25 protein-coding genes are annotated in these 25260 nt (G+C 69.6%); 17 read left to right on the top strand and 8 right to left on the bottom strand.

Annotated elements, in window-relative coordinates:
* Positions 1-178 precede the first annotated feature (178 nt).
* The 4 genes from ACYQZ5_RS12500 to ACYQZ5_RS12515 all read left to right on the top strand — a co-directional run bounded on the left by ACYQZ5_RS12500 (position 179) and on the right by ACYQZ5_RS12515 (position 4503).
* Entirely contained in the window at positions 179-916 is a 738-nt protein-coding gene (locus ACYQZ5_RS12500) for an ABC transporter ATP-binding protein (RefSeq protein ID WP_379732237.1), read from the top strand.
* Positions 909-2372 carry a hypothetical protein gene (locus ACYQZ5_RS12505; protein ID WP_379817964.1) on the top strand — a complete coding sequence of 488 codons (1464 nt, stop codon included), beginning with the start codon at positions 909-911 and terminating at the stop codon, positions 2370-2372. The genes ACYQZ5_RS12500 and ACYQZ5_RS12505 overlap by 8 nt, the downstream gene beginning before the upstream one ends.
* Positions 2373-2411: 39 nt before the next feature.
* A complete protein-coding gene (locus ACYQZ5_RS12510) occupies positions 2412-2705 on the top strand; it encodes a hypothetical protein (protein WP_379817963.1) in 294 nt (97 codons plus the stop codon).
* Positions 2706-2781: 76 nt separating this feature from the next.
* Entirely contained in the window at positions 2782-4503 is a 1722-nt protein-coding gene (locus ACYQZ5_RS12515) for a glutamate--tRNA ligase (protein WP_379731464.1), read from the top strand.
* Positions 4504-4530: 27 nt separating this feature from the next.
* On the opposite strand, the gene ACYQZ5_RS12520 is transcribed toward ACYQZ5_RS12515, so the two are convergent.
* Positions 4531-4944 (bottom strand): EamA family transporter, encoded by a 414-nt coding sequence (locus tag ACYQZ5_RS12520; protein ID WP_379731465.1) that lies wholly within the window; start codon positions 4942-4944, stop codon positions 4531-4533.
* 225 nt (positions 4945-5169) lie between these two features.
* On the bottom strand, positions 5170-5448 hold the full coding sequence (locus tag ACYQZ5_RS12525; protein WP_379731466.1) for an NUDIX hydrolase: 279 nt from the start codon (positions 5446-5448) through the stop codon (positions 5170-5172).
* A 79-nt stretch (positions 5449-5527) separates the two neighbouring features.
* Here ACYQZ5_RS12525 and ACYQZ5_RS12530 point away from each other — a divergent pair, with 79 nt between their 5' ends.
* Complete coding sequence (locus ACYQZ5_RS12530; RefSeq protein ID WP_379731467.1) at positions 5528-5758, top strand: hypothetical protein; 231 nt, start codon at positions 5528-5530, stop codon at positions 5756-5758.
* 5 nt (positions 5759-5763) lie between these two features.
* Here ACYQZ5_RS12530 and ACYQZ5_RS12535 read toward each other — a convergent pair whose 3' ends face one another.
* Positions 5764-6009 carry a DUF5816 domain-containing protein gene (locus ACYQZ5_RS12535; RefSeq protein WP_379731468.1) on the bottom strand — a complete coding sequence of 82 codons (246 nt, stop codon included), beginning with the start codon at positions 6007-6009 and terminating at the stop codon, positions 5764-5766.
* 39 nt (positions 6010-6048) lie between these two features.
* Positions 6049-6717: an SDR family oxidoreductase gene (locus ACYQZ5_RS12540; protein WP_379731469.1), complete on the bottom strand. Its 669-nt coding sequence runs from the start codon at positions 6715-6717 to the stop codon at positions 6049-6051.
* A 104-nt stretch (positions 6718-6821) separates the two neighbouring features.
* Here ACYQZ5_RS12540 and ACYQZ5_RS12545 point away from each other — a divergent pair, with 104 nt between their 5' ends.
* Genes ACYQZ5_RS12545 through cruF form a run of 4 tightly spaced genes read left to right on the top strand, consistent with a single transcriptional unit; the run spans position 6822 to position 10504 of the window.
* Positions 6822-7208 (top strand): DUF8059 family membrane protein, encoded by a 387-nt coding sequence (locus tag ACYQZ5_RS12545; RefSeq protein ID WP_379731470.1) that lies wholly within the window; start codon positions 6822-6824, stop codon positions 7206-7208.
* 49 nt (positions 7209-7257) lie between these two features.
* Positions 7258-8817: a phytoene desaturase family protein gene (locus ACYQZ5_RS12550; protein ID WP_379731471.1), complete on the top strand. Its 1560-nt coding sequence runs from the start codon at positions 7258-7260 to the stop codon at positions 8815-8817.
* Positions 8817-9653 (top strand): prenyltransferase, encoded by an 837-nt coding sequence (locus tag ACYQZ5_RS12555; protein WP_379817961.1) that lies wholly within the window; start codon positions 8817-8819, stop codon positions 9651-9653. Before ACYQZ5_RS12550 ends, ACYQZ5_RS12555 begins: the two co-directional genes overlap by 1 nt.
* On the top strand, positions 9650-10504 hold the full coding sequence (gene cruF / locus ACYQZ5_RS12560; protein ID WP_379817960.1) for a bisanhydrobacterioruberin hydratase: 855 nt from the start codon (positions 9650-9652) through the stop codon (positions 10502-10504). Before ACYQZ5_RS12555 ends, cruF begins: the two co-directional genes overlap by 4 nt.
* Here cruF and ACYQZ5_RS12565 read toward each other — a convergent pair.
* Positions 10501-11454, bottom strand: coding sequence for a phytoene/squalene synthase family protein (locus tag ACYQZ5_RS12565; protein WP_379732854.1), 954 nt, complete (start codon positions 11452-11454; stop codon positions 10501-10503). The two genes, cruF and ACYQZ5_RS12565, sit on opposite strands and share 4 nt — an antisense overlap.
* 97 nt (positions 11455-11551) lie before the next feature.
* Entirely contained in the window at positions 11552-11686 is a 135-nt protein-coding gene (locus tag ACYQZ5_RS12570) for an HVO_2523 family zinc finger protein (RefSeq protein WP_379732852.1), read from the bottom strand.
* An 88-nt stretch (positions 11687-11774) separates the two neighbouring features.
* On the opposite strand from ACYQZ5_RS12570, the gene ACYQZ5_RS12575 reads away from it, so the two are divergent.
* Together ACYQZ5_RS12575 and ACYQZ5_RS12580 are read left to right on the top strand one after the other, a co-directional pair.
* Positions 11775-13271, top strand: coding sequence for a molybdopterin-dependent oxidoreductase (locus ACYQZ5_RS12575; protein ID WP_459846366.1), 1497 nt, complete (start codon positions 11775-11777; stop codon positions 13269-13271).
* Positions 13272-13335: 64 nt separating this feature from the next.
* Entirely contained in the window at positions 13336-14742 is a 1407-nt protein-coding gene (locus ACYQZ5_RS12580; protein ID WP_379731677.1) for a PAS domain-containing sensor histidine kinase, read from the top strand.
* Between the two features lie 27 nt (positions 14743-14769).
* Here ACYQZ5_RS12580 and ACYQZ5_RS12585 read toward each other — a convergent pair whose 3' ends face one another.
* Positions 14770-17907, bottom strand: a complete 3138-nt coding sequence (locus tag ACYQZ5_RS12585; protein ID WP_379731678.1) for an adenosylcobalamin-dependent ribonucleoside-diphosphate reductase — start codon at positions 17905-17907, stop codon at positions 14770-14772.
* A gap of 454 nt (positions 17908-18361) precedes the next feature.
* Between ACYQZ5_RS12585 and truA the strand changes: the two genes are divergently transcribed.
* Positions 18362-19165, top strand: coding sequence for a tRNA pseudouridine(38-40) synthase TruA (gene truA, locus ACYQZ5_RS12590; protein ID WP_379817997.1), 804 nt, complete (start codon positions 18362-18364; stop codon positions 19163-19165).
* 36 nt (positions 19166-19201) lie between these two features.
* Here truA and ACYQZ5_RS12595 read toward each other — a convergent pair whose 3' ends face one another.
* The gene (locus ACYQZ5_RS12595; protein ID WP_459846369.1) at positions 19202-20521 is read right to left on the bottom strand and encodes a M20/M25/M40 family metallo-hydrolase; all 1320 of its coding nucleotides are present in this window, start codon (positions 20519-20521) and stop codon (positions 19202-19204) included.
* 135 nt (positions 20522-20656) lie between these two features.
* On the opposite strand from ACYQZ5_RS12595, the gene pepF reads away from it, so the two are divergent.
* From pepF to ACYQZ5_RS12620, 5 genes are all read left to right on the top strand, one after another.
* A complete protein-coding gene (gene pepF / locus ACYQZ5_RS12600) occupies positions 20657-22456 on the top strand; it encodes an oligoendopeptidase F (protein WP_379731805.1) in 1800 nt (599 codons plus the stop codon).
* Between the two features lie 125 nt (positions 22457-22581).
* Positions 22582-23808, top strand: a complete 1227-nt coding sequence (gene pan2, locus ACYQZ5_RS12605) for a proteasome-activating nucleotidase Pan2 (protein ID WP_379731804.1) — start codon at positions 22582-22584, stop codon at positions 23806-23808.
* Between the two features lie 6 nt (positions 23809-23814).
* The gene (locus ACYQZ5_RS12610) at positions 23815-24162 is read left to right on the top strand and encodes a hypothetical protein (protein WP_379731803.1); all 348 of its coding nucleotides are present in this window, start codon (positions 23815-23817) and stop codon (positions 24160-24162) included.
* Between the two features lie 52 nt (positions 24163-24214).
* Positions 24215-24670 carry a hypothetical protein gene (locus tag ACYQZ5_RS12615; protein ID WP_379817995.1) on the top strand — a complete coding sequence of 152 codons (456 nt, stop codon included), beginning with the start codon at positions 24215-24217 and terminating at the stop codon, positions 24668-24670.
* A gap of 51 nt (positions 24671-24721) precedes the next feature.
* Positions 24722-25195: a pyruvoyl-dependent arginine decarboxylase gene (locus tag ACYQZ5_RS12620; RefSeq protein WP_379817994.1), complete on the top strand. Its 474-nt coding sequence runs from the start codon at positions 24722-24724 to the stop codon at positions 25193-25195.
* Positions 25196-25260: the final 65 nt, after the last annotated feature.

Genomic DNA, 25260 nt, shown 5'->3' on the forward strand with positions numbered 1-25260 from the left:
CCCGACACAGACTTCGTGGGGCGCGAAGTCGGCAAACAATTTATCAGGGAAGACGGCGCGACCGGCGACGGTGACGCGCTGCGGGCGCTCGTCGACGAACTCTGAGTAGTGCAGTTTTCAGTCGCGATATCGGGGCCGAGTGAACTATCCTCCCCGGTGAACAACCGTTCAGTAATCCATGACCGTAATCCGGACCGACGACCTGCGGAAGTCCTACGGCGACGTGGCCGCGCTCGACGGCCTCTCGCTGTCGGTTGAGTCGGGGGAGCTGTACGGGCTGCTCGGCCCCAACGGGGCGGGGAAAACGACGACGATGAGCGTGCTGACGGGTCAGACCGTCGCCGACAGCGGCGAGGCCGAGGTGCTCGGCGTCGACCCCGAGGCCGATCCCGTCGGCGTGCGCGAACGGGTGGGGATCCTGCCGGAGAAGGAGTCGCCGCCGAGCTTCTCGACGCCGCGGGAGTACTTCCAGTTCGTCGGCGCCGTCCGCGGGATGGCCGACGGAACGGTCGACGAGCGGACTGAGACGTGGGCCGAGCGCCTGAGCTTCGCCGAGAAGCTCGACACGCTGTCGACGGACCTCTCCCGTGGGCAGCAACAGAAGACGATGATCGCCGGTGCATTCCTCCACGAGCCCGAGGTGGTGTTCATCGACGAGCCGCTGGCGAACCTCGATCCCATCGTACAGGAGCGCGTCAAGCGCTTCCTCACGAACTACCGCGAGGCGGGCAACACCGTCGTCGTCTCCACTCACAACGTCGACGTGGCCGCCGAACTCTGCTCGCGGGTGGGGATCGTCAACGCCGGCGAGCTGGTCGCCGAAGTCGTGCCGAGCGAACTGGCCGCCGACGAGACGCTGCTGGACGTGTTCGTCGAGCACGTCGACGACGAGACGGAGTGGGCCGGCGATGAGTGAGGGCGCGAACCCCGCCGGCGGCGAGCAGCCGAGCCGGTGGGAGCGCGACAGGGTGGTGTTCCGCGAGATGCTGCGCGAGGAGTGGCGCCTCCACAGCGAACTGCTCGGCGGCGGCCGCTTCGGCGCGTTCCCGCTGCTCGTGGTCGCGCTGGTGGCGGGGGCGGTCTGGCTGCTCGACTACACCGGCACCGACCCCGGCGCCGTCGTCGCGGGGATGCACGCGCTGGCGCTCGTGTTCGGCCTCCACACCGGCTCGATCGGCTTCGTCGGCCGCGACGCGGTGGGGAACGTGCTCGGCGACGTGACGCTGCTCGTGTTCTCCGGGCGCACGCTGCCGCTCTCGCAGGGGCGCCTGCTGGCGATCTTCGTCCTCAAGGACGTGGTGTACTACGCCGCGCTGTTCCTGCTCCCGATGGCCGTCGGCGTCGCCCCCGCCGCGCTCGCGGGCGCCGGGGTCGGCCTCGGGGCGGTCCCGCTGCTGTGGGTCACGCTCGTCACCACGTTCGTGCTCGGGATCGGACTCACGATCGCCGGCGTCGGCCTCTCGGCGACGGGGCTGCCGGGGCGTGCGCTGCTGCTCGTGCTGCTCGGTGGCGCCGCCGCCGCGTGGTACACGGGCGTCCCGGTGCTCAGCTACACGCCCTACGGACTCTATCTGGATCCGGGGCTCGTCAGCGCCGCCTCCGCCGCCGCGTTGATCCTCGCGGCCTACGCCGTCGGCGCCGCGACGTTCGATCCGCAGGTCCAGTCGGCGGACCGCAGCGTGGGGCCGGAGTTCCGCCGCTGGCTCGCTCGCGTCGACGATCCCGTGGCGGCGAAGACGCTGCTGGACGTCCACCGTAGCTCCGGCGGCTTCGGGAAGGTGCTGTTCTCGGCGGCGATCCTGCTCGGCGTGACCGCCGGACTGGTCGATCTCGCGTCGGAGATCACCGGCGTCGCCCCCTCCGTCGGCGTCTCTTTCGGCGCCGTGCTGGGGCTGACCGGGTTCACGACGTACAACTGGCTCACGACGAACGACGACGTGGAGAGCTACCTCGCCCACCCGCTCGACGCCGAGGCCGTGTTCCACGGGAAACTCCGGGCGTTCCTGCTGCTCGGCCCCGCCGTCGGAGTGGCGTTCTACGCACTGGGAGTGCTCTGGCGCGGGACGCCGCTCGCGGAGGCCGTCGTCGGCGCCGTCGTCCTCGTCGGCGTCGCCACCTACGTGTTCGGGCTGACGATCTACCTCGCCGGCATGTCGCCCAACGAGTTCCTGTTCGACACGGGGCTGTACGCGGCCTTCGGCGCTGCCGTCGCGATCCCGCTGGTGCCGATCCTCGTGGTCGCGTTCGCGCTCGCGCCGGTGTCGGCGGCGTTGTTGGTGGGGTTGGGCGTCGGTGGTGCGCTGTTGGGCGCCGTCGGGATGTGGCTCTACCGGCGCTCGCTCTCGAAGTGGGGCGCGTACCACCGGGCGTAGCCCCCAAGACATTTGCCGGCGTCGGGCCAGCGCAGAACCGTGTTCGACGCTGACGACCCCGGAACGGTCATCAACGAGTTTCTCGTCGCGCTGTTCGTCCCGGGAATCCTCCTGTTCGTCGGGCTCTGGGCGGCGTTCAGGCTCGTCCTCGACGGGCCGCTGCGGTCGATGGGGCTGGCGCCCATCCGGGCGGCCGACGGCGCCGGCGCCGTCGCGAGCGGCTACGGTCGGTTCGCCCTGTTGATCGTGGTGACGGCGCTGCTGTTGCTGCCCTACGTCGCCGCCTACCGACGGTTCGTCCGCGACTCGCTTCGTGCCCGGGGGATCGTCTGAGCGGCACGGCGACCGGGCGGCGGGCGCCCCGCCCGATTCACACCCTTTTTGCGAACCGCCCCGGTATCTCCCGCCAATGGACGAGGATCTCCGCGAGCGGGTCGAACGGGAGGCCGAGAAGCACGCCCTGTTCAACGCGCTCGAACACGGCAGCGACGCCGAGGTCGGCCCGATCATGGGGCCGCTGATGGGCGAGAACCCCGACTTCCGCCAGCACGGCGACCAGATCGCGGGCGTCGTCGCCCCGGTCGTCTCGCGAGTCAACGGGATGGACGCCGACGAGCAAGAGGCTCGCCTCGAAGAGCTGGACGAGGCGCTGTACGAGGAGCTGATGGCCGAGGAGGAGGAGGACGACCAGATCCTCCCCGATCTCCCGAATGCCGAGGAGTACGACGAGATCCGGATGCGCGCCGCGCCGAACCCCAACGGCCCGTGGCACCTCGGCCACGCCCGGATGCCGTCGGTGATGGGCACCTACACCGAGGAGATCTACGACGGCCACTTCATCGTCCGGTTCGACGACACCGACCCCGAGACGAAGCGGCCGGATCTGGACGCCTACGACGCGATCCTCGACGACATCGAGTACCTCGGATTCACGCCCGACGAGGTGCTCAAAGCCTCCGACCGCGTCGAGACGTACTACGAGTACGCCCGGAAGCTGATCGACGCCGGCGGCGCGTACACCTGCTCCTGTTCCGGCGAGACGTTCTCGGAGCTCAAAAACGACGCCGAGGCCTGCCCGCACCGCGACAAGGACATCGAAACCGTCCACGAGGAGTTCGACGCGATGGTCGACGGCGAGTACTCCTCCGGCGAGATGGTGCTCCGGGTGAAGACCGACATCGAGCACAAGAACCCCGCGCTGCGTGACTGGGTGGCGTTCCGGATGGTCGACACCCCGCACCCGCGTGAGGAAGCCGCGGAGTACCGCTGCTGGCCGATGCTCGACTTCCAGTCCGGCATCGACGATCAGCTCACCGGCGTCACCCACATCATCCGCGGCATCGACCTGCAGGACTCCGCGAAGCGCCAGCGGTTCGTCTACGACTACTTCGACTGGGAGTACCCCGAAGTGCTCCACTGGGGCCACGTCCAGATCGACGCCTACGACGTGAAGATGAGCACGTCGACCATTATCGAGAAGATCGAGAACGGCGAGCTCTCGGGCTGGGACGACCCCCGCGCGCCGACTATCGCCTCCGTCCGCCGCCGCGGCATCCGCGGGCAGGCGCTCGTGGACGCGATGCTCGAACTCGGCCTCTCGACCTCCGACGTGGATCTCGCGATGTCCACCGTCTACTCGAACAACCGCGAACTGATCGACGACGACGCCGACCGTCGGTTCTTCGTCCGCGACGGCGTCGAACTCCCGGTCTCGGGCGGCCCAGACGTGGCCAATCCGCCGCTGCACCCCGACCACGAGGACCGCGGGACCCGCGACATCCCCGTCGGCGACGCGGTGCTCGTCGAGGAGGAGGACCTGCCCGAGGAAGGCGGCAAGGTCTGGCTCAAAGGGTTCGGCCCCGTGAAGCGCACCGACGACGGCTTCGAGCACACCGACGACGACCTGGAAGTCGTGAAAAGCGGCGACGTGGACGTGATCCACTGGGTGCCCGCCGAGGAGAGCGTCGCGGTACGACTGCGGACGATGGAGGGCGACGAAACCGGGCACGCGGAGCCGGGGTACGCCGAGTACGACGAGGACGAGATGGTGCAGTTCGAGCGCGTCGGCTTCGCGCGGGTGGACGAGCAGAACGAGGACGGCGAGTCGGTGGCGTACTTCGCGCACCCGTAGTCAGTCGCATTCGGCAGTTCTCGGCCGTCAGGACGCGATGAGGACGACAGCGACGATCGCCAGCCCGATGCCGGCGACGTTCGCTGCGCTGAGGTCGGCCTCGAAGTAGAGCACGCCGACGATCACGGGGATCACGAAGTACAGCGCGGCGATCGCGGAGACGATCGCGACGCTTCCCCGCTCGAGCGCGGCGTAGAAGCTGATCGAACCGATCGCGAGAAACGCCCCCGACAGCAGCGCGAACCCCACGTCCGTCCCGGTGCCGGAGATCGGCCGGCGCATCCAGAGCACGTAGCCGCCGACGAGGGTTATGCTCGCCACGTAGGAGAGGAAGACGGCGTTCACCGCCGACAGCGACCGGGTCGCGACGCCGGCAGTCACCGCCCACCCGCCGAACAACACCAGCGCGCCGAACGCGAGCACGATCGCGAGACTGATCACGTCGAGGGGAGCCGAACCGGACGGACAAAATCTTCGTTCTCGGCGCCGGTCCGTTTCGGGTCTACGACCGGTACTCGACCACTTCCGCCAACAACTCCGCCGTCCACGGCGGCGTGTCCGCGTCGTCGATCACCGACTCCGCGCTGCACCACTCGACGGCCGCGACCTCGGCGGGGTCGGCGACGCGGGCCTCGCCGCCGGCGTAGTCGGCGGTGACGACGACGTTCAGACCGTCGGCCCGTAGTCGAGTTCGAACGTCGTGCTGGTGACCTGCTCGACGTTCTCGATCTCGACCCCGGCCTCCTCGCGGGCCTCGCGCTTCGCGGTCGCTTCGAGCACGTCCGACTCGCCCGGCCCGGCCGCCACCTTCCCGCCGGGGAACCCCAGCATTCCGGGCGCGTGCTCCTCGTCCTCGCTCCGGACGATCACGAGGTACTCGGTCCCGTCGGGGGTCTCGCGGGCGATTACTGGGTCAACGTTGACGACGTACCTGGGGTCGGCCATCCCTTTCGACCCGGCAGGGAGACGCCTTCACCCTATCGGCGACCAAGTATTTCCCTCGGGGGAACAATCGGTGTCCCATATGGGAGTACTCGATACGTTCGGAACGCTCGCCAGTGCGCTGATCGCCGGAGCCGTCATGCTCGCGTTCGCCATCCTGAGCCTGTTCGTCACCGTGTTCATCGTGGACATGGCGGCGGCAATCGGTGGGCTGAGCCCCAGTGACGGCTTCGTCGTCCTCGGGGCCGCGATCATCGCCGCCGCCGCTATCGTCGCCGGCGGCGGATTCGCCGCCCCCGAGACCGAACAGTAGCCCGTCTACTCGTGGGCCGCGTCCCACTCGTCCGGCTTCTTGACGTTGCCGCAGACGTTGCACTCGATCCGGCCCATCGGATCGACCGCGTTGTCGGTCGTCTCGCAGTTCCCACAGAAAAAGCCCCAGCGCTCCTCGCCGGCCTCTGAGACGTAGGCGACGAAGAAGGCCCCCTTCGAGCCCTTCTCGCCGTCGGTCCGGTCGACGTGGACCGTCTCCCCCTCCGCGGTCCGGATGGCCTCCAGTTGCATGGCCGGGCCAACGCGCGGCGGGGTGAAGAACGTACGGCTCTACCGCGTCGCCCGCTTCCACTCGGCGAGTCCGACGCGCTCGCCGTTCAGTTCGTCCGCCCCGAGTTCCGTCGCCGCCCAGCGGAACAGCCCGACCACCTCGGCAGGGTCGCGCCCCTGCCCGCCCGTGAGGTCGCTCGCGACGACGCCCGGATCGACGACACCGACGGTTTGGTCGATCTCGGCGGCGAACTGCCGCGCCACGGCCTCCGCGGCGGCTTTCGACACCGCGTAGCCGCCGTAGCCGGATTTCGCCTCCTCCGCGACCGAACCGGACGGGACGAGCACCCGCGCGTCGTCTGCGAGGTGGGGTAGCGCCTCCCGGATCGCGACGAACACGCCGCGGGCGTTGGTCCGGTACTCGTCGTCGAACGCCGCGTACCCCTCATCGGCGAGTCGCTGCTCGCCGGGGTCGCCGTGGAACACCGCCGCGCAAGGGAGCACGAGGTCGATCTCGCCCGTCCCGGCGGCGTCCTCCATCAGGTACTCGACGTCGAACTCGTCGCGGGCGTCGACGCGCATCGGCTCGACGCCGTCGTGGTCCGCGAACTGACCCTCATCCGCGTGGACGCCCGCGAACACCGTCGCCCCGTCGTCGGCGAACGCCTCGGCCAGCGCGCCGCCGATGGCGCCGCCCGCGCCCGTGACGACGACAGTCGTGTTCTCCATGGCCGGGACGTGGGCCGCCGGCGACTTAGCGGTGTCCGTGACCGTGTCGGCCGCCCGATATGCCAGCAGAGTTAAGTGACTCGTGTCGGATCACTCACCCGAACATGTCACGCGTCCTGCGTGCTTCGGGATACGTCGCACTGACGATTCAGATGCTCTGGGGGATCGTGCAGTCCTACATGATCTCGCCGATGGGGCCGGGACTCCCCGCGGTCTCCGTCGGCGCGCACGCCCACTTCGGGATCCTGTCGATCCTCGCGGTCGTGACCGGGTTCGCGATCGAGCGGACGGCGCTCTCGGGGACTCAGCGACAGGTCGCCGTCTGGGGGTTCGTCGTCGGCCAGTGGCTGCTGCCGGCGACGGTGCTGATGGAGGCAGTGTTCCCGCCGGCGCTGCTGACCGCCTACCTCTGGGGGCTGCTGCTGGCGGTCTCGATGGGGCTGCTGGCGTGGGGGACGATCACCGCCGACGAGGCGACCGCGAGCGCCTGAGACCTGCCAGCGTCGGCCGTTTTAAGCCCCACGCGCCCCTGGTTGGCGCATGGACGTTGCACCGGAGCTCGGTTCCCTCGCCGGCCGCGATGTCGTCGTGATCGGCGGCGGCGTCGGCGGCCTCTCGACGGCCTGCTACCTCGCCGACGCCGGCGCCGACGTGACGCTGCTCGAACGCAACGAGCAGCTCGGCGGCCGCGCGAGCGTGATGGAACGCGACGGCTTCCGGTTCGACATGGGGCCGTCGTGGTACCTGATGCCCGACGTGTTCGAGCGGTTCTTCTCACAGTTCGACCGGGACGTGAGCGACTACTACGAGCTGAACCGGCTCGACCCCCACTACCGGATCCAGTGGAAGGATGGCGACTCGCTGGACCTCGCACCCGACGTGGAGACGAACGTCGAGCGCTTCGAGGCGTACGAGGACGGCGCCGGCGACGCCCTCCGCGAGTACCTCGACGAGTCCGAGTACACCTACGAGGTGGGGATGGAGCACTTCGTCTACGAGGACCGACCGCGCCTGCGGGACTACCTCGACCCCGACGTGGGGAAGCAGGCCCGCGGGCTCGCCCTGCTCGGCTCGATGCAGGACCACGTCGAGGAGTATTTCGACCACCCCAAGCTCCAGCAGGTGATGCAGTACACACTCGTGTTCCTCGGGGGGTCGCCGCACAACACGCCCGCGCTGTACAACCTCATGAGCCACGTCGACTTCGACCTCGGCGTCTACTACCCCGAGGGCGGCCTCGCGGCGGTGATCGACGGCCTCGTCGACCTCGGCGCGGAACTGGGCGTCGAGTACCGCGCCGGCGCCGACGTCCAGCAGATCCACGGCCAGCGCGGCGGCTTCAAGGTCGACTACGACGCCGCCGACCCCGCCGAGTTCGCGCCGAGCGACCGGCACGAAAGCTGGCGCGTCGACTCCGGCGGCTACGAACTGGCTGACCTCGTGGTCAGCGACGCCGACTACGCCCACACCGAGCAGGAACTACTGCCCGAACGGAAGCGGCAGTACGACGAGGCGTACTGGGACTCGCGCACCTACGCTCCCTCCGCGTTCCTCCTCTACATGGGCGTCGAGGGCGACCTCCCCGAACTGGCCCACCACACGCTCGTCCTCCCGACGGAGTGGGACCAGCACTTCGAGACGATATTCGACGAGCCGGCGTGGCCCGACGACCCCGCGTACTACCTCTGTGCGCCGTCGAAGACCGACGACTCGGTGGCACCCGAGGGCCACAGCAACCTCTTCGCGCTCGTCCCGATCGCGCCCGGGCTGGACGACGACGAGGAAACCAGGGAGGCGTACCGTGAGACGGTGCTCGACGACATCGCCGCGAACACCGACACCGACCTCCGGGACCGCATCGTCGTCGAGGAGACGTTCTCTGTCTCGGAGTTCGGCGCGCGCTACAACTCGATGCAGGGGTCGGCGCTCGGGCTGGCCCACACCCTGAAACAGACCGCGCTACTGCGCCCCTCCCACGCCTCCAGCGAGGTGCCGGGGCTGTACTTCACCGGCTCGTACACCACCCCCGGAATCGGCGTCCCGATGTGTCTGATCAGCGGCCAACTGACCGCCGAGGCGATCGCCGACCGCGAAGCCTGATGCTGCGCTACCTGCTGACGCTCTCGCGGCCGCGGTTCTGGCTGTACACCGCCGGCCCCGTGCTCGTCGGCGTCGCCTACGCCGCCGACGCGGTGGACGACCTGCTCGCCGTCCTCCCCGCCGCCCTCTTCCTCTACTTCCTGCTGCCCGCCAATATCTACCTCTACGGCGTCAACGACCGCTTCGACCGCGAAATCGACGCCGAGAACCCCAAGAAGGACGACGGCCCCGAGGCGCGCTGGCGTGACTCGCCCGCGGTCACGGCCGTCGTCGCGCTCTCGGGGGTCGTCGGCCTCGCGCTGTTCCCGCTCACGCCCCGGGTCGCGTGGCCCTACCTCGCGGGGTTCTTCGCGCTCGCGACCGCTTACAGCGCGCCGCCACTGCGGTTCAAAGCCCGGCCCCTGTTCGACTCGCTCTCGAACGGGCTCTACCTGCTCCCGGGCGCGGCCGCCTACGCCGCGATCGCGGGCGCACACCCGCCCGCGCCGGCGCTCGTCGGCGGCTGGCTCTGGACGATGGCGATGCACACCTACTCCGCGATCCCCGACATCGAGCCGGACCGCGCGGCGGGGATCGAGACGACGGCGACCGTGTTGGGCGAACAGCGAACGTACCTCTACTGCGGGGGCTGCTGGACGCTCGCTGCGGTCGCGTTCGGCCTGCTCGACGTTCGGCTGGGCGCGCTGCTCGGGGTCTACCCGCTGTTCCTGCTCGCGACCGTCGGCGCCGGCGTCGACGTGGATCGAGCGTACTGGTGGTTCCCGATCGTCAACGGCGTGGTGGGGATGGTGCTGACGATGGGCGGGCTGCTCCGCCTCGCGGGGGTGCTCGCGTGAGCGTCGCCGCGTGGCTGCCCGACGACCCCGCGGACCGCCGGTCGTGGGAGGCGGCGCTCTCGGAACTGATCCGCGAGCACCGCTTCACGATCGCGGTCGTGTTCCCGGCGGTCGGCGCCGTCTCGCTGATCGCGAGCGCGGAGGGGTGGCTCCCCGAGCCGCTGGCGTTCAACCCCCTGTTCGTGCTGGCGGGCGTGATCGTGATGCGCTCGCCGCTGATCGTCGGCGTGCTCCCGGTCGTCGACCGCCGGGCGGCGCTCGGCGTGGGCGCGCTGGCGGCGTACAGCTACGCCATCGAGATCGTCGGCGTCACGACGGGCTGGCCGTACGGCCAGTTCGAGTACGGCGTCTCGCTGGGGCCGATGCTCGGCGGCGTCCCGGTCGCGCTCCCGGTCTTCTTCCTCCCGCTGGTCGCGAACGCGTACCTGCTCTGTCTGCTCTTGCTGGGGACGCTGGCGGATCGTGCGCTCCCCAGACTGCTCTCGGTGATCGCGCTCGTGCTCGCGATGGACGTGGTGCTCGACCCCGGCGCGGTGGCGCTGGGGTTCTGGACGTACGGCGGCGGCGTCTTCTACGGCGTCCCGCTGTCGAACTACGCGGGCTGGGTGCTCTCGGCGACGGTGGCGGTGGTCGTCTTCGACGCGACGTTCGACCGCACCGCGCTGGGCGCGCGGCTGGAGGCCTGTGAGTTCGCGCTGGACGACATGGTGAGCTTCGTGCTGCTGTGGGGCGGCGTGAACGCCGTCTACGGGAACTGGCTACCCGTGCTCGTCGCCGCGGTCATCGGCGCGGGGCTGCTCCGGACCGACCGGTTCGACGCGGGGATGCTGCCGTGGCGGGCGGGGCGCTAAGGCACCGGGAGCCGCCCGGTCAGCCGGTGGAGCCGGTGACAGCTCTCGTCGGTCGGGATCGCGCTCACCGTGCGGAACACGGCGAGGGGGTCGGGGTTTCGCTGCCACGCCAGCCGCGTCCGGGCGGCGAGCCAGAGCTTCCGGGGGGTCGACAGCGAGGGCGTCGTCGACACCACGTCGTAGTCGAGCTTCCGGATCAGCCGGTGGTGATCGACGTACAGCACCGCCGCGAGCAGCACCGGGAACTGGCAGTCCCGCGGGAGCAGTTCGATGCCGGCGACGCCGTCGCGGTACAGCGCCTCCGCCCGCGAGAGTTCGGCCTGCACCGCGCCGGCGACGGCCTCGTCGAACTCCAGCCGGGCGACCTGCTCGTGGCTCGCCCCGTGAGCGTCGAGCGTCTCGGCGGGGAGGTAGATCCGGTCGCGCTCGAGTACGTCCTCGCGCACGTCCCGGACGAAGTTTGTGAGCTGGAACGCCTCGCCCAGCGCGGTCGCCGCCGGGAGCGCCGCCTCGGCGTGTTCCGGCGCCATCACGGCGGTCATCATCCGGCCGACCGCGGCCGCGGAGCCGTCCATGTACGCCCGGAGCTCGTCGTAGCTCTCGTAGCGGGCCTTCTCCACGTCGGTCGCCATCGCGTCGACGAACGTGTTCACGTCCGACGCGGGGATGTCGTGCTCCTCGCGGATCTCCGAGAACGCCGCGAGCACGGGGTCGTCGGCCGGCTCCTCACCGAGCGCCGCGCGGCGGAACGACTCCAGCCGCTCGGCCCGCTCTGCGGGCGCGAGGTCGTTGTCGCCGTCGACTACCTCGTCGGCGACGCGGAAGAAGGCGTACAGTACGTACGTGGGGTGGCGCACCCGTTCGGGGAGGAAGCGGGTCGCGACGTAGAACGTTTTGCCCGTCTCTCGGTGGATCTGCTTGCTCCGGGCGAGCTGTCGTTGTTCGACCATAGTGGTGCGGCGCTCGCCGGGACGGTAGGCGAGAGCGATCGCGTACCCTACCGATTGCCCCGGAGCGGCTTAACTGTGCGGCCCCGTGGCACGGAACTCAGTAGAACGTGTCCGCGCAGTCGAACACGACCCCGTGCTGCGGGCAGACGTACTCGCAGTGGCGGTGAACCATCGTCTCCCCGCAGTGCGGGCAGGGGCGACCGGGCGCCGTGGACTCCTCCGTGTCGCTCACGGGCGGGAGTGAGAGCGCCGGCGAGAAAGCAGTTACGAGCGGTGCCGGCGGAGGAACGCTTTCCCGCGTGGGACACCACCACACGGACATGTACCGTCCGAACCGGCAGCAGTCCCTCGACGCCGCCATCGGCGTGCTCGCGAGCGTCGCCGCCGTCGCCGGATCGCTGCTCGCGGCCGGCGATACGCCCGCGTTCGTCGGCGCCGCCGCGGCCGCGCTCGTCCGCGACGCGAGCCCCGGGTTCGTCGCCGTCGAGGTCAGGGGCCTCGGCGAGGCGGCGCAGCCGCTGCTGGTGGCCGTCACCGGACTCCTCCTGCTCGGCCTCTACGCGGGGGCGACGCTCCTCGCTCGTCGGTCCGTCGAGGGCGGGGCCGCGGCCGGGGTGACGACGCTCGCGCTCGTCGGCGGGGCCACGCTGCTGCTCACGGGCAGCCTCGCGAGCGCGGGCGGTGCGGGCGTCGCGGCGGCAGTCGTCGTACTCGCCGCGTCCCGTCCCCTCGCGTCGGGGGGGTCGGCCGTGCGATCGCCGGGACGCCGCCGCCTGCTGCAGGCCGGCGCCGCCACGCTCGCGGCGCTCGTGGCGAGCGCGGTTCGACTCGGTGGCGGATCGGGAGCGGCGAGCAGCCCCGAGCCGGCGGACCCGGCCGCCCAGTCGCTGCTCTCGGTCGCCGAGGAGCGGTCGCTCTCGCTGCCGGACACCGACGCGCTGGTGTCGGATGGGTTCTACACCGTCGACATCGCGACCGTCGCTCCGACGATCTCGCCCGCCGACTGGTCGCTCGCCGTCACCGGCGAGGTGCCCGAGGCGCGGTCGTTCACGCTCTCGGAGCTACGGGCGTTCGACGCCGAGCGGCGGTTCGTCACGCTGCGCTGCGTGAGCGACCCGCTGAACGGGAAGAAGATCGACACCGCGCTCTGGGACGGCGTCCCCGTCTCGACGGTGCTGGAGGCGGTCGACGCCCCCGAGAGCTGCTGTGTCACGCTGCACGCCGCCGACGACTACTTCGTCTCCTTCCCGCGGGCAGCACTGGAGGACGGGCTGCTCGCGTGGGGGATGAACGGCCGTCCCCTCCCTCGGAGCCACGGCGCCCCCCTGCGGACGCTCGTGCCGGGCCACTGGGGCGAGACGAACGCCAAGTGGCTCACCGAGATCGAGATCCGCGAGGAACCCGAAGACGGCTACTGGGAGCAGCGCGGCTGGCAGGGGACCGGCGAGGTGAACACGGTCGCCAAACTCCACAGCACGACTGTCCGCGACGGGACGGTCCGCGTCGGCGGGCACGCCTACGCCGGCACGCGCGGGATCGACGCCGTCGAGGTGTCGACCGACGGCGGCGACAGCTGGACCGAGGCGACGCTCTCGGAGCCGCTGCCGGGTGCGGTGCCGCTCGACGCCGAGGAGCCCGAACCCGACGGCGAGGCCGCCGACGCGTGGCGGATGTGGGAACACGAGTACGACGCCGCCGAGCGACACGAGGTGGTCGTCCGGGCGATCGACGGCGAGGGCGAGCGACAGACCGAGGACCAAGAAGAAGTCCGCCCCTCGGGCGCGACTGGCTGGGTCAGCGAAACGATCCGCCCGTGACGCCGGCGTAATGATACCCGAACTGCCGTGAGAATTATCCCCACAGGGCGTCCAACGGGTGACGATGGACCAGTCCGAACTGTTCGGACTCCTCCTCGATCAGTCCCAGGACAAGATCGCGCTGCTGGACGAGGACGGGACGTTCACCTACGTCAACGCGGCGGCCGAGCGCATCCTCGGCTTCTCGCCCGACGAGCTCGTGGGTGAGGGCGTCTTCGATTTCGTCCACCCGGACGACGCCGACGCCGTTCGAGAGGAGTTCTACCGGACGGTTCGGAGCGACGACTTCCGTGAGGGGACCATCGAGTACCGCCACCGGACCGCCGACGACGGCTGGGTGTGGCTGGAGAGCCGGATGTCGAACCTCACCGACGAGAAACTCGACGGCTTCGTGGTGAGTTCGCGGGACGTGACCGACCGCGTGCGGGCCGAGCGCGAGCGGGCGGAGACCGCCACCCGGCTGGAGGGGATCGCCGCGGTCGCGGGCGACGTGCTCTGGATGTTCGACGCCGACTGGTCGGAACTGCTGTTCGTCAATCCCGCCTACGAGGAGATCTTCGGTCGGCCGGTCGAGGAGGTGTACGCGGACCCGAGCGCGTTCCTCGACGCGGTCCACCCACAGGACCGCCACGACGTGGAGGAGGCGATGAGCCGCATCTCCGACGGCCACTCCGTCGAGATGGAGTACCGCGTCAACCCCGAAGAGGAGTACAAGCGCTGGGTGTGGGTTCAGGGCGAGCCGATCACGGAGAACGGCGAGGTCGTGCGCATCGCGGGGTTCGCGAGGGACATCACCGACCGGCGGCGCCGGGAGCGACAGCTGGTCGTGATGGACAACCTCCTCAGACACACGCTCCGGAACGACCTCAACGTCGTGCTCGGGGAGGCCGACCTCATCGACGACGAGTTCCCCGAGGCGGCGGACCACACCGAGACCATCCACCGCGTCGGGAACCAACTCCTCCAGAGCGCGGAGAAGGAGCGCGAGATCATCGACCTGCTCACCGACCAGCGGTGGCGCGAACCGATCGACATCCGGGAGGCGGTCGGCACGAGCGTCGGGACCGTCCACGAGCGCTACCCCGACAGCGTGATCGAGGTGGAAACGCTGGAGCCGGTGGTCGTCCAGGGCCGGCCGGAGCTGGAGCGAGCCATTACCGAGCTGCTTGAGAACGCCGTCCAGCACTGCGAGGACGCGAACCCGGCGGTTCGGGTCCGCCTCCGCGTGAGGGGCGACCGCGCCGAACTCGTCGTCGAGGACGACGGGGAGCCGATCCCCGCGATCGAGGCGGACGTGCTCACCGGCGACCACGACGAGATGACGAACGTCTACCACAGCAGCGGGCTGGGGTTCTGGCTCGTCTACTGGGCCGTCGAACTGTCGAACGGGGAGATCAGCGTCGACACGTCGGCGGACCGCGGCAACCGGATCACGGTATCGCTGCCGCTGGCGCGGGCCGAAGGGACGTAGCGGCGAAAAAGGCGAAGCTGCGCTAGCTCAGCACTCGCTCCAGCCGCAGGACTCGCAGGTCTTGCAGCCTTCGGAGTAGTAGAGGCTCATCGAGCCACAGTCGGGACACTCCGGGCTCTCGCCCGACGCGATCAGCTCGCTCGTGGCGTCGTCCTCGGCGGCGTCCGCGCCGTCGTCGACGTCGACGTTCGTCGGCTCGCTCGGCGGCTGGGCCGTCGCCCCGCCGTCGGTGGAGGCGTCGACGCTCTCGTCGTCGAGCTGGTCGATCGTCTGCTGCTGGGGGATCCCCTTGTCGATCTCGCCGTCGAGGTAGCGCCGCATCGCCGTGCCGATGGCGTCCGGGATCGACTGGATCTGCTCGCCCTTGTCCCAGGCGACCTTCGGGCTACGGATGCCCTGCAGTTCGCTGGCGACCTCCTCGGGGTCGACGCCCGAGCGCAGCGAGGTGGAGATCGTCTTCGCGAGCGCCTCGGTGAAGGAGGCAGTGAAGCCGCCGGAGTTGCCGATGTTGGCGAACAGCTCGAACGGCTCGCCGGTCTGGGGGTCCTCGTTGATGTTGACGTACAGCTTCCCGTAGCCGGTGTCGATGCGCTGGGTCACGCCGTGGAGCACGTCCGGGCGCGGGCGCTTGCGGCCCAGCGGCGTGTCCTCGCCGTCGGCGTCGGCCAGGATCTGCTCGACCTGCGTGTCGAGGGCGGCCTGGACGTCCTCGTTCTCGAGGAACCCTTCGAGCCCGCCGAACACCTCGGTGATCTGCTCGACGAGCGCCTCGGCGGCCTCGTCCTCGTCGGCGAACTCGGTGTTGTCGGCGCGGGTGGTGAGCACCTGCTTGCTGCGGGTGCCGTCGCGGTAGTAGGTGACGCCCTTGCCGCCGTTGTCGTAGACGTACTCGAACGCCTCCTTGGCGTCCTCGAGGCTGGCGTCGTTGGGGGCGTTGACCGTCTTCGAGATGGCGGAGTCGACGCCCTCCTGGGCCGCACACTGGATCGAGGCGTGCTGCTTGGCGCTCAGGTCGCCGGTAACCACGAACAGTTCGCCCAGCGCGTCCGGGACCGTCTCCAGCCCCTCGACGCCGTCGAACTCGTTGTTGGCCATCTGCTCCTGGGCCTCCTTCTTGACCGCCTCGACGTCGATGCCGTTCTCCTCCAGCGCGCGGAGGAAGTAGTCGTCGAACTCGACGAGCATCTCGTCGCCCTGCACGTCGCCGGAGACGTTCTTGTAGTAGGCGACGTTGTAGATCGGCTCACAGCCACCCGTCGTGTTGCCGATCATCGACGTGGTGCCCGTCGGCGCGATCGTCGTCGTGTTGTGGTTGCGCAGCGGGTAGCCCTCTTCCCACTCCTCGGGGTCCTCGCCGGTGTGGTGCTCGAACCACTCGGGGTAGGCCGTCGGGTCGGCGTACTTCGACTCGTCCCAGTCGGAGAACACGCCGCGCTCCTGGGCGAGCTCGTGGCTGGCGTCCTTCGACCCGTGGTTGATGTGGGTCATCAGCTGGCGGGCGATCTCGTCGGCGTCGTCGGTGCCGTAGCGCACGCCGAGCTGGATGTACAGCTGGGCCAGCCCCATGACGCCGAGGCCGATCTTGCGCATCTCCCGGACCTTCTGCTCGATCTCCGGGACGGGGAAGTCCGACATCGTGACCACGTTCTCGAGGAAGCGCGTGCCGTACTCGATGCGGTGGTCGAAGTCCTCCCAGTTCATCGCCTCGTCGAGGAACGCCGAGACGGCCTCCTCGTGGGAGTCGTACTCGTCGGCGTGCTCGTCGGCCCAGACGCGCCAGTCCGGCGCATCCTGTGCCGCGAGCGTCGAGAGGTTGATGTGGCCGAGGTTACAGGCCTCGTACTCCTCCAGCGGCTGCTCGCCGCAGGGGTTCGTCGCGAGGATGCGGTGGTCGGGGTGCTCCTCCACGTCGAAGGAGTGGCGCTCGTTGACGCGTTCGAGGTAGATCACGCCCGGTTCGCCGTTCTCGTGGGCGCCCTCGACGAGCTGGTCCCAGAGGTCCTCGGCGGGCACCGAGAGCTCCTCGCCGACCTCGACGTGCTCGCCGAGCCCGAACATGTCGTAGAGCTCCTTCGTCTCCGGCGTCGCGATGTGAGGCTCTTCCGTCCGGGGGTTGGTGAACGTGAACTCCTCGCCGTTCTTCAGCGCCTCCATGAAGTCGTCGGTGATGCCGACGGAGATGTTGAAGTTCGAGAGGTGGCCCTCGACGGCGTTACGCAGGTGCTCGGGCACGCGACCCTCGTCGTCGATCAGGTCGCGGGCCTCCTCCAGCGCGTCCGCGAAGGAGTTGTGCGTGAAGTCGTCGGGGTCGTTGAGCCGCAGCGTGTTCGCGAGGCTGACGTCCTTGTTCTTCGCGTGGATGAACTGGATCACGTCCGGGTGCGAGACGCGCATCACGCCCATCTGGGCGCCGCGGCGCGCGCCGCCCTGGGCGATCGTCTCGCACATCTGGTCGAACGTCCGCATGAACGTGATCGGGCCGGAGGCGATCCCGCCGGTCGAGCCGACGGAGTCGCCGTAGGGCCGGAGCTTCCAGAACGCGTACCCCATGCCGCCGCCGGACTGGAACACCTCGGCGGCCTCCTTGGCCGTCTGGTGGATGTCCGTGATGTCGTCGTCGGGAGAGTCGACGAAACAGGCAGAGAGCTGCTGCAGTTCGTCGCCGGCGTTCATCAGCGTCGGCGAGTTCGGCATGAAGGAGAGATCCGTCATCAGCGTCTCGAACTCCTCGCGGGTCTCGCGGACGGTCGCCGCGATCTCCTCGTCGAGTTCGGGGACGACGGTGTCGTAGGCGAACTTGTTGACGTTGTGCTCGTTCAGCGTCGTCTCCGTGTCGGTCTCGGCGTCGACGCCGGCGCCGAACACTTCCTCGGCGAGTTCGTCGCGTCGCGGGTGGTCGGGCTTGAGCTGGTCGGGCGTGACCGTCACCTCGACGCCCTGGCGCTCGGCCTCGTAGACGGCCTCGGCCAGCGCGATGTTCTTGGCGACGCGGGCGAACAGCTCCTCCTGATCCTCCTCGACCTCGCCGTCGGCGTTCTTCCGGAGGTACCGCGCGGGGAGGATGTTCTCGTAGGCGTTCTCGGTGAGGCGATCCTTCAGCGTCTCGCCGTCGGTGCGCTTGATCGGCAGGGTCAGCTCGTCGGCGCCGAGATCGGGCGAACTCACTGTGCGCTCACCCCGTGTGGGCGGATGCGGCTCTCGTCGGGAGTGGGTAGATCGAACATCTGTAGCGGAGAAGTCCTATTCCGTGGACCCCCATTAACCGTTTGGTTCCCGGTACGGTTGTAGTAGTACAAATAAGATTGTACTCTCTGATGGCTGTTGCTGGTCATGGTGTTGAGGGGTTCGGCCGCCGTCGCGGCACTCGTGTAACGGTTAGGTAGCGGTCGGTATAACCCTGACCGAACCGCGGTGAAAGTGAATCGCGGCCCACGAGACCGCGGTTTCTTCGCCGGGTTTTCGACCCGAAGGGAGGGGGTGTTCGGGGGGACAGCGCCCCCCGTCCGGCACCGTTTTGGGCCGGCGTCCGGAACCCGGAATCATGGACGACGCCATCCGCTACCGCGTGCGTTCGGTCGGCCGTCACTCCCCCACACCAGTGCTGAGGGACCGCCGGTAGATGCGCGCGTTCAGGCTGGCCTACGACGGGCGGGAATTCTACGGGTTCCAGCGCCAGCCCAACGTGCCGACCGTCGAGGGGAGGCTGCTCGCGACCCTCGCGGAGGCCGGGATCGTCGACGACGGCGAGACGCCGCCGGGGTACGCCGCCGCGGGCCGCACCGACGCCGGCGTCTCCGCGGTCGCCCAGACGGTCGCGTTCGAGGCGCCCGGCTGGTGTACGCCCGCCGCGCTCAACGGTCGGCTCCCGGGGTCGATCCGGGCGTGGGCCGCCGCGGACGTGCCCGAGGAGTTCCACGCGACCCACGCCGCCAGCGAGCGGAGGTACACGTACCACCTCCACGCCCCCGACGCGGACGACCGCACCGCGCGCGAGGCCGCAGACAGACTCTCCGGGGAGCACGACTTCCACAACCTCACCAGCGACGACACCGGGACCGTTCGAGACGTTTCGGTCCGGGTCGAACGCGACGGGGAGTTCCTCGTCGTCACCGTCGCCGCGGGCGGCTTCCCGCGGGGGTTCGTCCGTCGACTGGTCGGCGTGCTCGCGGAGGTGGCCGTCGACGGGCAGTCCCTCGCCCGGGTCGACGAGGTGCTGAGCGATGAGTCGCTACAGGGCGGCCGCGGCGTCCCGCGGATGGCGCCCGAGCCGCTGGTGCTGACTGGCGTGACGTACCCGGACGTGACGTTCTCGGTGGACGAGGAAGCGCTCGAGAGCGCCCGCGGCGTGTTCGGCCAGCGGCGCGTGGGCGCGCTGGAGCGCGTTCGCGTGACGGAGACGGTACTGGACGGGCTTGGGGAGTAGGGATCGGTGGTTACGGGATGGCGCCTCCGTCGGTGATCACTCCCACCCTTCAGGCCACAGCGACGCCGCCTTCATCCCCGTCTCGAACTCCAGTTCCCGGAACGCCTCGGCCAACTCCGCCTGCTCCAGCCGATCGGCGTCCATCGACGCCAGCTCGTCGACCAGCAGCGCGGTCAGGACGCCGTGCTCCCGGATGTTCCGGTCGTCGGCCTTGTCCCGCGTGTCGGCGTGGGTGTGCCCCCAGCCGCGCCCGCGCTCGCCGCTGTCGCTGTGCAGTTGGACCGACGGCACGCCCGCGCGGACGAACGGCCACTGGTCGCTGAAGGGGTGGGGGTCGGACTCCACCTCGATCGGGTGGTTCGCGCGCTCGCTGACCGCCTCGGCTGCCTCAGCGGTCGACTCGGAGGTGTGGGTCAGCGCGATCAGGTCGCGAAAACGCCCGCCGCCGTCGACGTTCACCACCGCCGCCACGTCGTCGTGGTCGACCGACTCCGCGAGGTGTTCCGCGCCGAGCAGCCCCACCTCCTCGCAGCCGACGGCGACGACGCGCACGCCGCGGTCGAGGTCGGCATCGGCCTCGCTCAGTACCCGGGCGGCCGTGAGCACGGTTGCGACGCCGCAGCCGTTGTCCAGCGCGCCCTCCGCGATGTCGTGGCCGTCGTAGTGGGCCAGCAGGAGGATCTCTTCGTCGGTGTCGGGGCCGAGGCGCCCCTGGACGTTCTGGCTCCGGCCCGCCGTCGTCTCGGCGTCGACGGTGAGTCGGACGCGGGTGTCGCCCTCGGCGAACTCGGTGAGCCACGCGCCGGTCTCCTTGCTCACGCCGACGGCGGGCGCCTCGGCCTCGCGCCCGAACGTGAGCGAGCCCGTCGGGGGGAGCTGGCCGGGGACGTGGTTGACGAACACGAACGCCGCGGCGCCCTGCCCGATCGCGTAGCCGAACTTCTCCATCCGGTGGATGAAGCGGCCACCCTCCGGCGTCGTCGTCGAGGCGACGACGATCTTCCCCTCGACGTCGAGTTCGTCGATCTCTGCGGGCGTGCCGTAGCCCGCGTCGACCAGTTCGCCCTCCACTTCGCCCGCGGGCGAGTACGGGAGCGCGACCGTCTCGAACTCCCGCTCGACCGGCGATCGAACGCGGAGCGAGGAGTCCCCGCACTGCCAGACCTGCATCTCGAAGGGGTCCTGCTCAACGTTCCGGGCGCCGGCGTCACGGAACGCGTCGGCGACGATCTCCGCGGCCCGGGCCTCGCCCTCGCTCCCGCCCATCCGGCTCCCGATCGCCGTGAGGTCGGTGAGGAACTCGCCCGGTCGGTCGTCGATCCACGTCCGCCCGATCGCGGCGTCGAATCCGTCCATGGTCCGGCGTGTGTGAGGGGGACCCAAAGACGTTCCGGGGCGAGGGCGACGGCGGGAGGAAAACACGGCAAAACCGACCACCTCGCCGGGTGAAGTGGGAAGACTTACCACCGGATTCGACACTACGGTATCACGATGAGCACTGTCCCCGAACGCGAGGACATCGACGAGGAGTACAAGTGGGATCTGGAATCGATCTTCCCGGATGAGGAGGCGTGGCAGGAGGCCTACGACGACGTGGAAGCGCGCGTCGACGACCTGCGGGAGTACGAGGGCCGCGCGACCGAGAGCGCCGAGACGCTGCGCGAACTGCTCGAGGCGTACGAGGACGTGATGCGCGACGTGTCGAAAGTCGCCGCCTACGCCCGACTGCGGTCGGCCGAGGACACCCGAAACCAGGAGTACCAAGCGATCGCGTCGAAGGCCGAGTCGCTGCGCTCGGAGGCCTCCAGCGCGACCAGTTTCCTCGAACCCGAGCTTCAGGAACTCGACTGGGACGAGGTCGAGTCGCTGATCGACGAGGAGCCCGCGCTCGAGGAGTACGAGCACTTCTTCGACGACGCGCTGCGGATGAAACCCCACACGCGCTCCTCGGAGGTCGAGGAGCTGCTGGCCGACCTCTCGGAGGTCACGAGCGCGCCGTCGGACATCTACGGGATGCTCTCCAACGCCGACCTCACGTTCCCCACCGTCGAGAAGCCCGACGGCGAGGAGGTGGAGATCACCCAGAGCAACTTCACGAAGCTCCAGAAACACGAGGACCGGGAGTTCCGCCGCGAGACCTACGAGCAGTACTACGAGACCTGGGACGACTACCGCAACAGCGTCGGCACCGCCCTCCAGAACAGCACGAAGAAGGACGTAAAGCTCGCGGAGGCGCGGAACTACGACACCGCCCGCGAGGCCGCCCTCGACAGTACCAACGTCCCGACTGAGGTGTACGATACGCTCGTCGACACCGTCCACGACAACCTCGACCACCTCCAGCGCCACGCCGACCTGAAGCGGCAAGCGCTCGACGTCGACGAACTCGGGATGCACGACCTCTACATGTCGCTGACCGGCGAGGAGGGGCCAGACATCACCTACGAGCAGGCGAAGGAGTGGGTCGTCGAGGCCGTCGCGCCGCTGGGCGAGGAGTACCAGGCCCGGATGGAGCAGGGACTCGAGAGCCGCTGGGTCGACGTGTACGAGAACCGGGGGAAGCGCTCGGGCGCGTTCTCCTCGGGCACGTACGACACCCAGCCGTTCATCCTGATGAACTTCCAGGACGACGTGAGTTCGATGTACACGCTGGCCCACGAGCTCGGCCACTCGATGCACTCCGAACTCGCCAGCGAAGCTCAGCCGTGGCAGTACTCCAGCTACGAAATCTTCGTCGCCGAGGTCGCGAGCACGGTCAACGAGACGCTGCTCACCCACTACCTGCTCGAGAACGTCGACGACGACGAGATCCGCGCCCACGCGCTCGACCAGTACCTCGAGCGGTTCCGCTCGACGCTGTACCGTCAGACGATGTTCGCGGACTTCGAGCAGCGCATCCACGAGCGCGCCGAGAACGGGCAGCCGCTCACCCCCGACGCGTTCGACGAGATCTACGGCGACCTGAAGGAGACGTTCTACGCGAACGCCGACGTGGACGACCTGATCGCCAAGGAGTGGATGCGCATCCCCCACTTCTACTACAACTTCTACGTCTACCAGTACTCGACCGGAATTTCGGCGGCGGTCGCGATCGTCGAGAAGATCCGCGAGGAGGGCGAGCCCCCGGCCGCGGACTACCGCGCCGCGCTCGAAGCCGGCGGCAGCGAGTACCCCATCGACGTGCTCGACATCGCGGGCATCGACATGACCAGCGCCGATCCCATCGAGTCCGCGCTGTCGGCCTACGGCGAGCGCCTCGACGACGCCGCCGAGCTGCTGGACCTGAACTAACGCGACTTTCCGTTTTCACGTTCCGACTGCGTCCCCGCCGACGCCCGTTCGCGATTGGCGGCCGAAGCGAGCCATTCCCCGACCCAAAGGCACATTTACGCCTACCCCTAAACCGAACCAGAGAGATGTCACGCAGCCCGTCCCTTCCCGACCGCCCCCGCTTGGACCTGGACCCCGAGATGTCACAGGCCGAGCGCCTGGAGGCGATCCGGGAACACTTCGAGCGGCTCGTTCAGGTCAATGAGGAGCTGAACGAGCGCCTCCAGGACGCCGAAGGGCGCAAGGAGGAGCTCCGCGAGGAGGTCGACCAGCTCAAGCGCCGCAACGAGACGCTCAAGACGTCGTCGCTCTATCTCGCGACCGTCGAGGAGCTGACCGACGACGGCGTCGTCATCAAGCAACACGGCAACAATCAGGAGGTGCTCACCGAGCTCTCCCCCGCACTCAAGGGGGAGGTCGAGGCGGGTGACCGCGTCGCCATCGACGACTCCTTCTCCGTTCAGGAGCTGCTCGACGACGAGACCGACGCCCGGGCGCAGGCGATGGAGGTCGAGGCGTCGCCGGACGTTACCTACGCCGACATCGGCGGCATCGACGACCAGATCCGCGAGGTGCGCGAGGCCGTCGAGGACCCGCTGATCAACGCCGAGACGTTCCGCGAGGTCGGCGTCGAGCCGCCGAGCGGGGTCCTGCTCCACGGCCCGCCGGGGACGGGGAAGACGATGCTCGCGAAGGCGGTCGCCAACGAGACCGACGCGACGTTCATCAAGATGGCCGGCTCCGAGCTGGTCCGGAAGTTCATCGGCGAGGGCGCCCGCCTCGTCCGTGACCTGTTCGAACTCGCGTCCGAGCGTGAGCCCGCCGTGATCTTCATCGACGAGATCGACGCCGTCGCGACGACGCGGACGGACTCGAAGACCTCCGGCGACGCCGAGGTCCAGCGCACGATGATGCAGCTGCTCTCGGAGATGGACGGGTTCGACGACCGCGGCGAGGTGCGCATCATGGCCGCCACCAACCGCTTCGACATGCTCGACGAGGCGATCCTGCGACCCGGCCGCTTCGACCGCCTCATCGAGGTGCCCAAGCCCGACGTGGAGGGGCGCAAGCGCATCCTCGAGATCCACGCCGCCGAGCTCAACCTCGGCGACGACGTGGACTTCGACGAACTCGCCGAGGCGCTGGAGGGGTACTCCGGCGCCGACATCGCCGCCCTCACGACCGAGGCCGGCATGTTCGCGATCCGCGACGGGCGCGAGGAGGTCCGGATGACGGACTTCGAGGACGCCCACGAGAAGATCGAGGAGACCTCCGAGGAGGCGCCGACGACCGGCCCGGTCGCGTTCCAGTAAGGGCGGATGAGTGACGGCAGCGACCGCACCCCGATCACCGGTCCCCAACCGGCCCAGGGGCTGGCGATGGCGGCGCTGCTCGTGTTTCTCTGCGTACTGGTCTTCTACCTCGGCCAGCCGGGCTACACGCACGCGCGGCTGGCGCTGTTTCTCGCCCTCGGCGCCGCCGCCGTGCTGGGCACTTTCGGTGTCGTGACACAGCGAGCGCGGGTCGCCGCCGCGGGCGCCGCGATGCTGGCGCTGCTGGGGTTCTGGCAGGCGACGCTCTGGATCTTCGTGCTCCCGATGGCGGGCGTCCTCGCCGTGGCGGGCCTGCTGATCGCGCTCGACGAGCGCACGGTCGAGCGGCGGTAGCGTCGCCGCGCACACCACAAAGCGTTTCTCGGCGCCGACACCAGCGCCGGGCATGGTCCCCGGTATCGTCCCCGACATGCTGCTGGGCCTGCTGGCCCTGACGGCGTTCGCAGCCGTCGCCCTCCTCCCGGTACTGCTCTCCAGTGCGGTCCGCCGACTCGGCCGCCGATGGCCGACCGGCTCGCTGGGCGTGAACTACCTCGTCGCCGCGGCGGCGTTCGGCACCACCCACCTCGCGGGCATCATGGCCGCCGTCGCGCTCCACGGCGGGAGGCTCGAACAGGACGTGTTCAAGTGGGTCGCCGGCATCACGCTCGGGAACGCGCTGCTCTGGTGGCTCGCCGTCGCGGTCGTGCTCCCGCTGCGTGGGGTCTGGGAGCCGACGCGGGAGGGCGAGTGGGACGGCCGCATCGCGCTGACGGTCGGGCTCGTGAGCTACGCCGTCGCGACCGCCGTGGCGCTGCTGGCCATCGTCGTCGTCGCCATCGCGTTCTACGCCCCCTGGTAGCCGGGACCGCGAGTCCGTAGCCCCTTTCTCCGCCCGGCGCCGAGGTCGGCCGTGAGCAGCAGCATCCACGTCGTCGCCGGCGCCGGCACCGCGCCGACGGAGAAGGCCGCCTACGACGCCGCGCTGGCCGACGCGAACCTCCACAACTACAACCTCGTCCCCGTCTCCTCGATCGTCCCGGCCGACGCCGAGGTGGTGACCGTCGAGCAGGCGCCGGATCTCGGCCCGGCGGGGAACCGCCTCAACGTCGTGCAGGCCGAGCGGAGCGCGGTCGGCCCGGAGACCGTCGCCGCCGGCATCGGCTGGGCAACCGGTCCCGGTCCGGGGCTGTTCTACGAGGCCGACGCCGAGGCCGAGGCCGACGTGCAGGCCCGGCTGGAGGCGGGGCTCGCGGCGGGGCGGGAGCTCCGGGAGTGGACGTTCGACCACGAGGAGACGCTGATCGAGTCCGCCGAGGCCGCGCCCGGCGAGCACACGTGCGTGGTGGCGTTGGCGGCCTACGGCGAGAGCGAACCGATCTGTTGATTCTGTGGGTTAGGCGTCGTTCGTTTTGGTGGTGGTGAAGCGACGAACAGGGTCGGCAATACCGT

The sequence above is a fragment of the Halolamina salina genome, assembly GCF_054653455.1.

Bases quoted from the DNA above. Each gene is read 5' to 3' on its own strand.
- ACYQZ5_RS12500 (WP_379732237.1), top strand. From the start codon at position 179: ATGACCGTAATCCGGACCGACGACCTGCGGAAGTCCTACGGCGACGTG.
- ACYQZ5_RS12505 (WP_379817964.1), top strand. From the start codon at position 909: ATGAGTGAGGGCGCGAACCCCGCCGGCGGCGAGCAGCCGAGCCGGTGG.
- ACYQZ5_RS12515 (WP_379731464.1), top strand. From the start codon at position 2,782: ATGGACGAGGATCTCCGCGAGCGGGTCGAACGGGAGGCCGAGAAGCAC.
- ACYQZ5_RS12525 (WP_379731466.1), bottom strand. From the start codon at position 5,448: ATGGCCGACCCCAGGTACGTCGTCAACGTTGACCCAGTAATCGCCCGC.
- ACYQZ5_RS12530 (WP_379731467.1), top strand. From the start codon at position 5,528: ATGGGAGTACTCGATACGTTCGGAACGCTCGCCAGTGCGCTGATCGCC.
- ACYQZ5_RS12535 (WP_379731468.1), bottom strand. From the start codon at position 6,009: ATGCAACTGGAGGCCATCCGGACCGCGGAGGGGGAGACGGTCCACGTC.
- ACYQZ5_RS12540 (WP_379731469.1), bottom strand. From the start codon at position 6,717: ATGGAGAACACGACTGTCGTCGTCACGGGCGCGGGCGGCGCCATCGGC.
- ACYQZ5_RS12545 (WP_379731470.1), top strand. From the start codon at position 6,822: ATGTCACGCGTCCTGCGTGCTTCGGGATACGTCGCACTGACGATTCAG.
- ACYQZ5_RS12550 (WP_379731471.1), top strand. From the start codon at position 7,258: ATGGACGTTGCACCGGAGCTCGGTTCCCTCGCCGGCCGCGATGTCGTC.
- ACYQZ5_RS12555 (WP_379817961.1), top strand. From the start codon at position 8,817: ATGCTGCGCTACCTGCTGACGCTCTCGCGGCCGCGGTTCTGGCTGTAC.
- ACYQZ5_RS12565 (WP_379732854.1), bottom strand. From the start codon at position 11,454: ATGGTCGAACAACGACAGCTCGCCCGGAGCAAGCAGATCCACCGAGAG.
- ACYQZ5_RS12575 (WP_459846366.1), top strand. From the start codon at position 11,775: ATGTACCGTCCGAACCGGCAGCAGTCCCTCGACGCCGCCATCGGCGTG.
- ACYQZ5_RS12580 (WP_379731677.1), top strand. From the start codon at position 13,336: ATGGACCAGTCCGAACTGTTCGGACTCCTCCTCGATCAGTCCCAGGAC.
- truA (WP_379817997.1), top strand. From the start codon at position 18,362: ATGCGCGCGTTCAGGCTGGCCTACGACGGGCGGGAATTCTACGGGTTC.
- ACYQZ5_RS12595 (WP_459846369.1), bottom strand. From the start codon at position 20,521: ATGGACGGATTCGACGCCGCGATCGGGCGGACGTGGATCGACGACCGA.
- pepF (WP_379731805.1), top strand. From the start codon at position 20,657: ATGAGCACTGTCCCCGAACGCGAGGACATCGACGAGGAGTACAAGTGG.
- pan2 (WP_379731804.1), top strand. From the start codon at position 22,582: ATGTCACGCAGCCCGTCCCTTCCCGACCGCCCCCGCTTGGACCTGGAC.
- ACYQZ5_RS12610 (WP_379731803.1), top strand. From the start codon at position 23,815: ATGAGTGACGGCAGCGACCGCACCCCGATCACCGGTCCCCAACCGGCC.
- ACYQZ5_RS12615 (WP_379817995.1), top strand. From the start codon at position 24,215: ATGGTCCCCGGTATCGTCCCCGACATGCTGCTGGGCCTGCTGGCCCTG.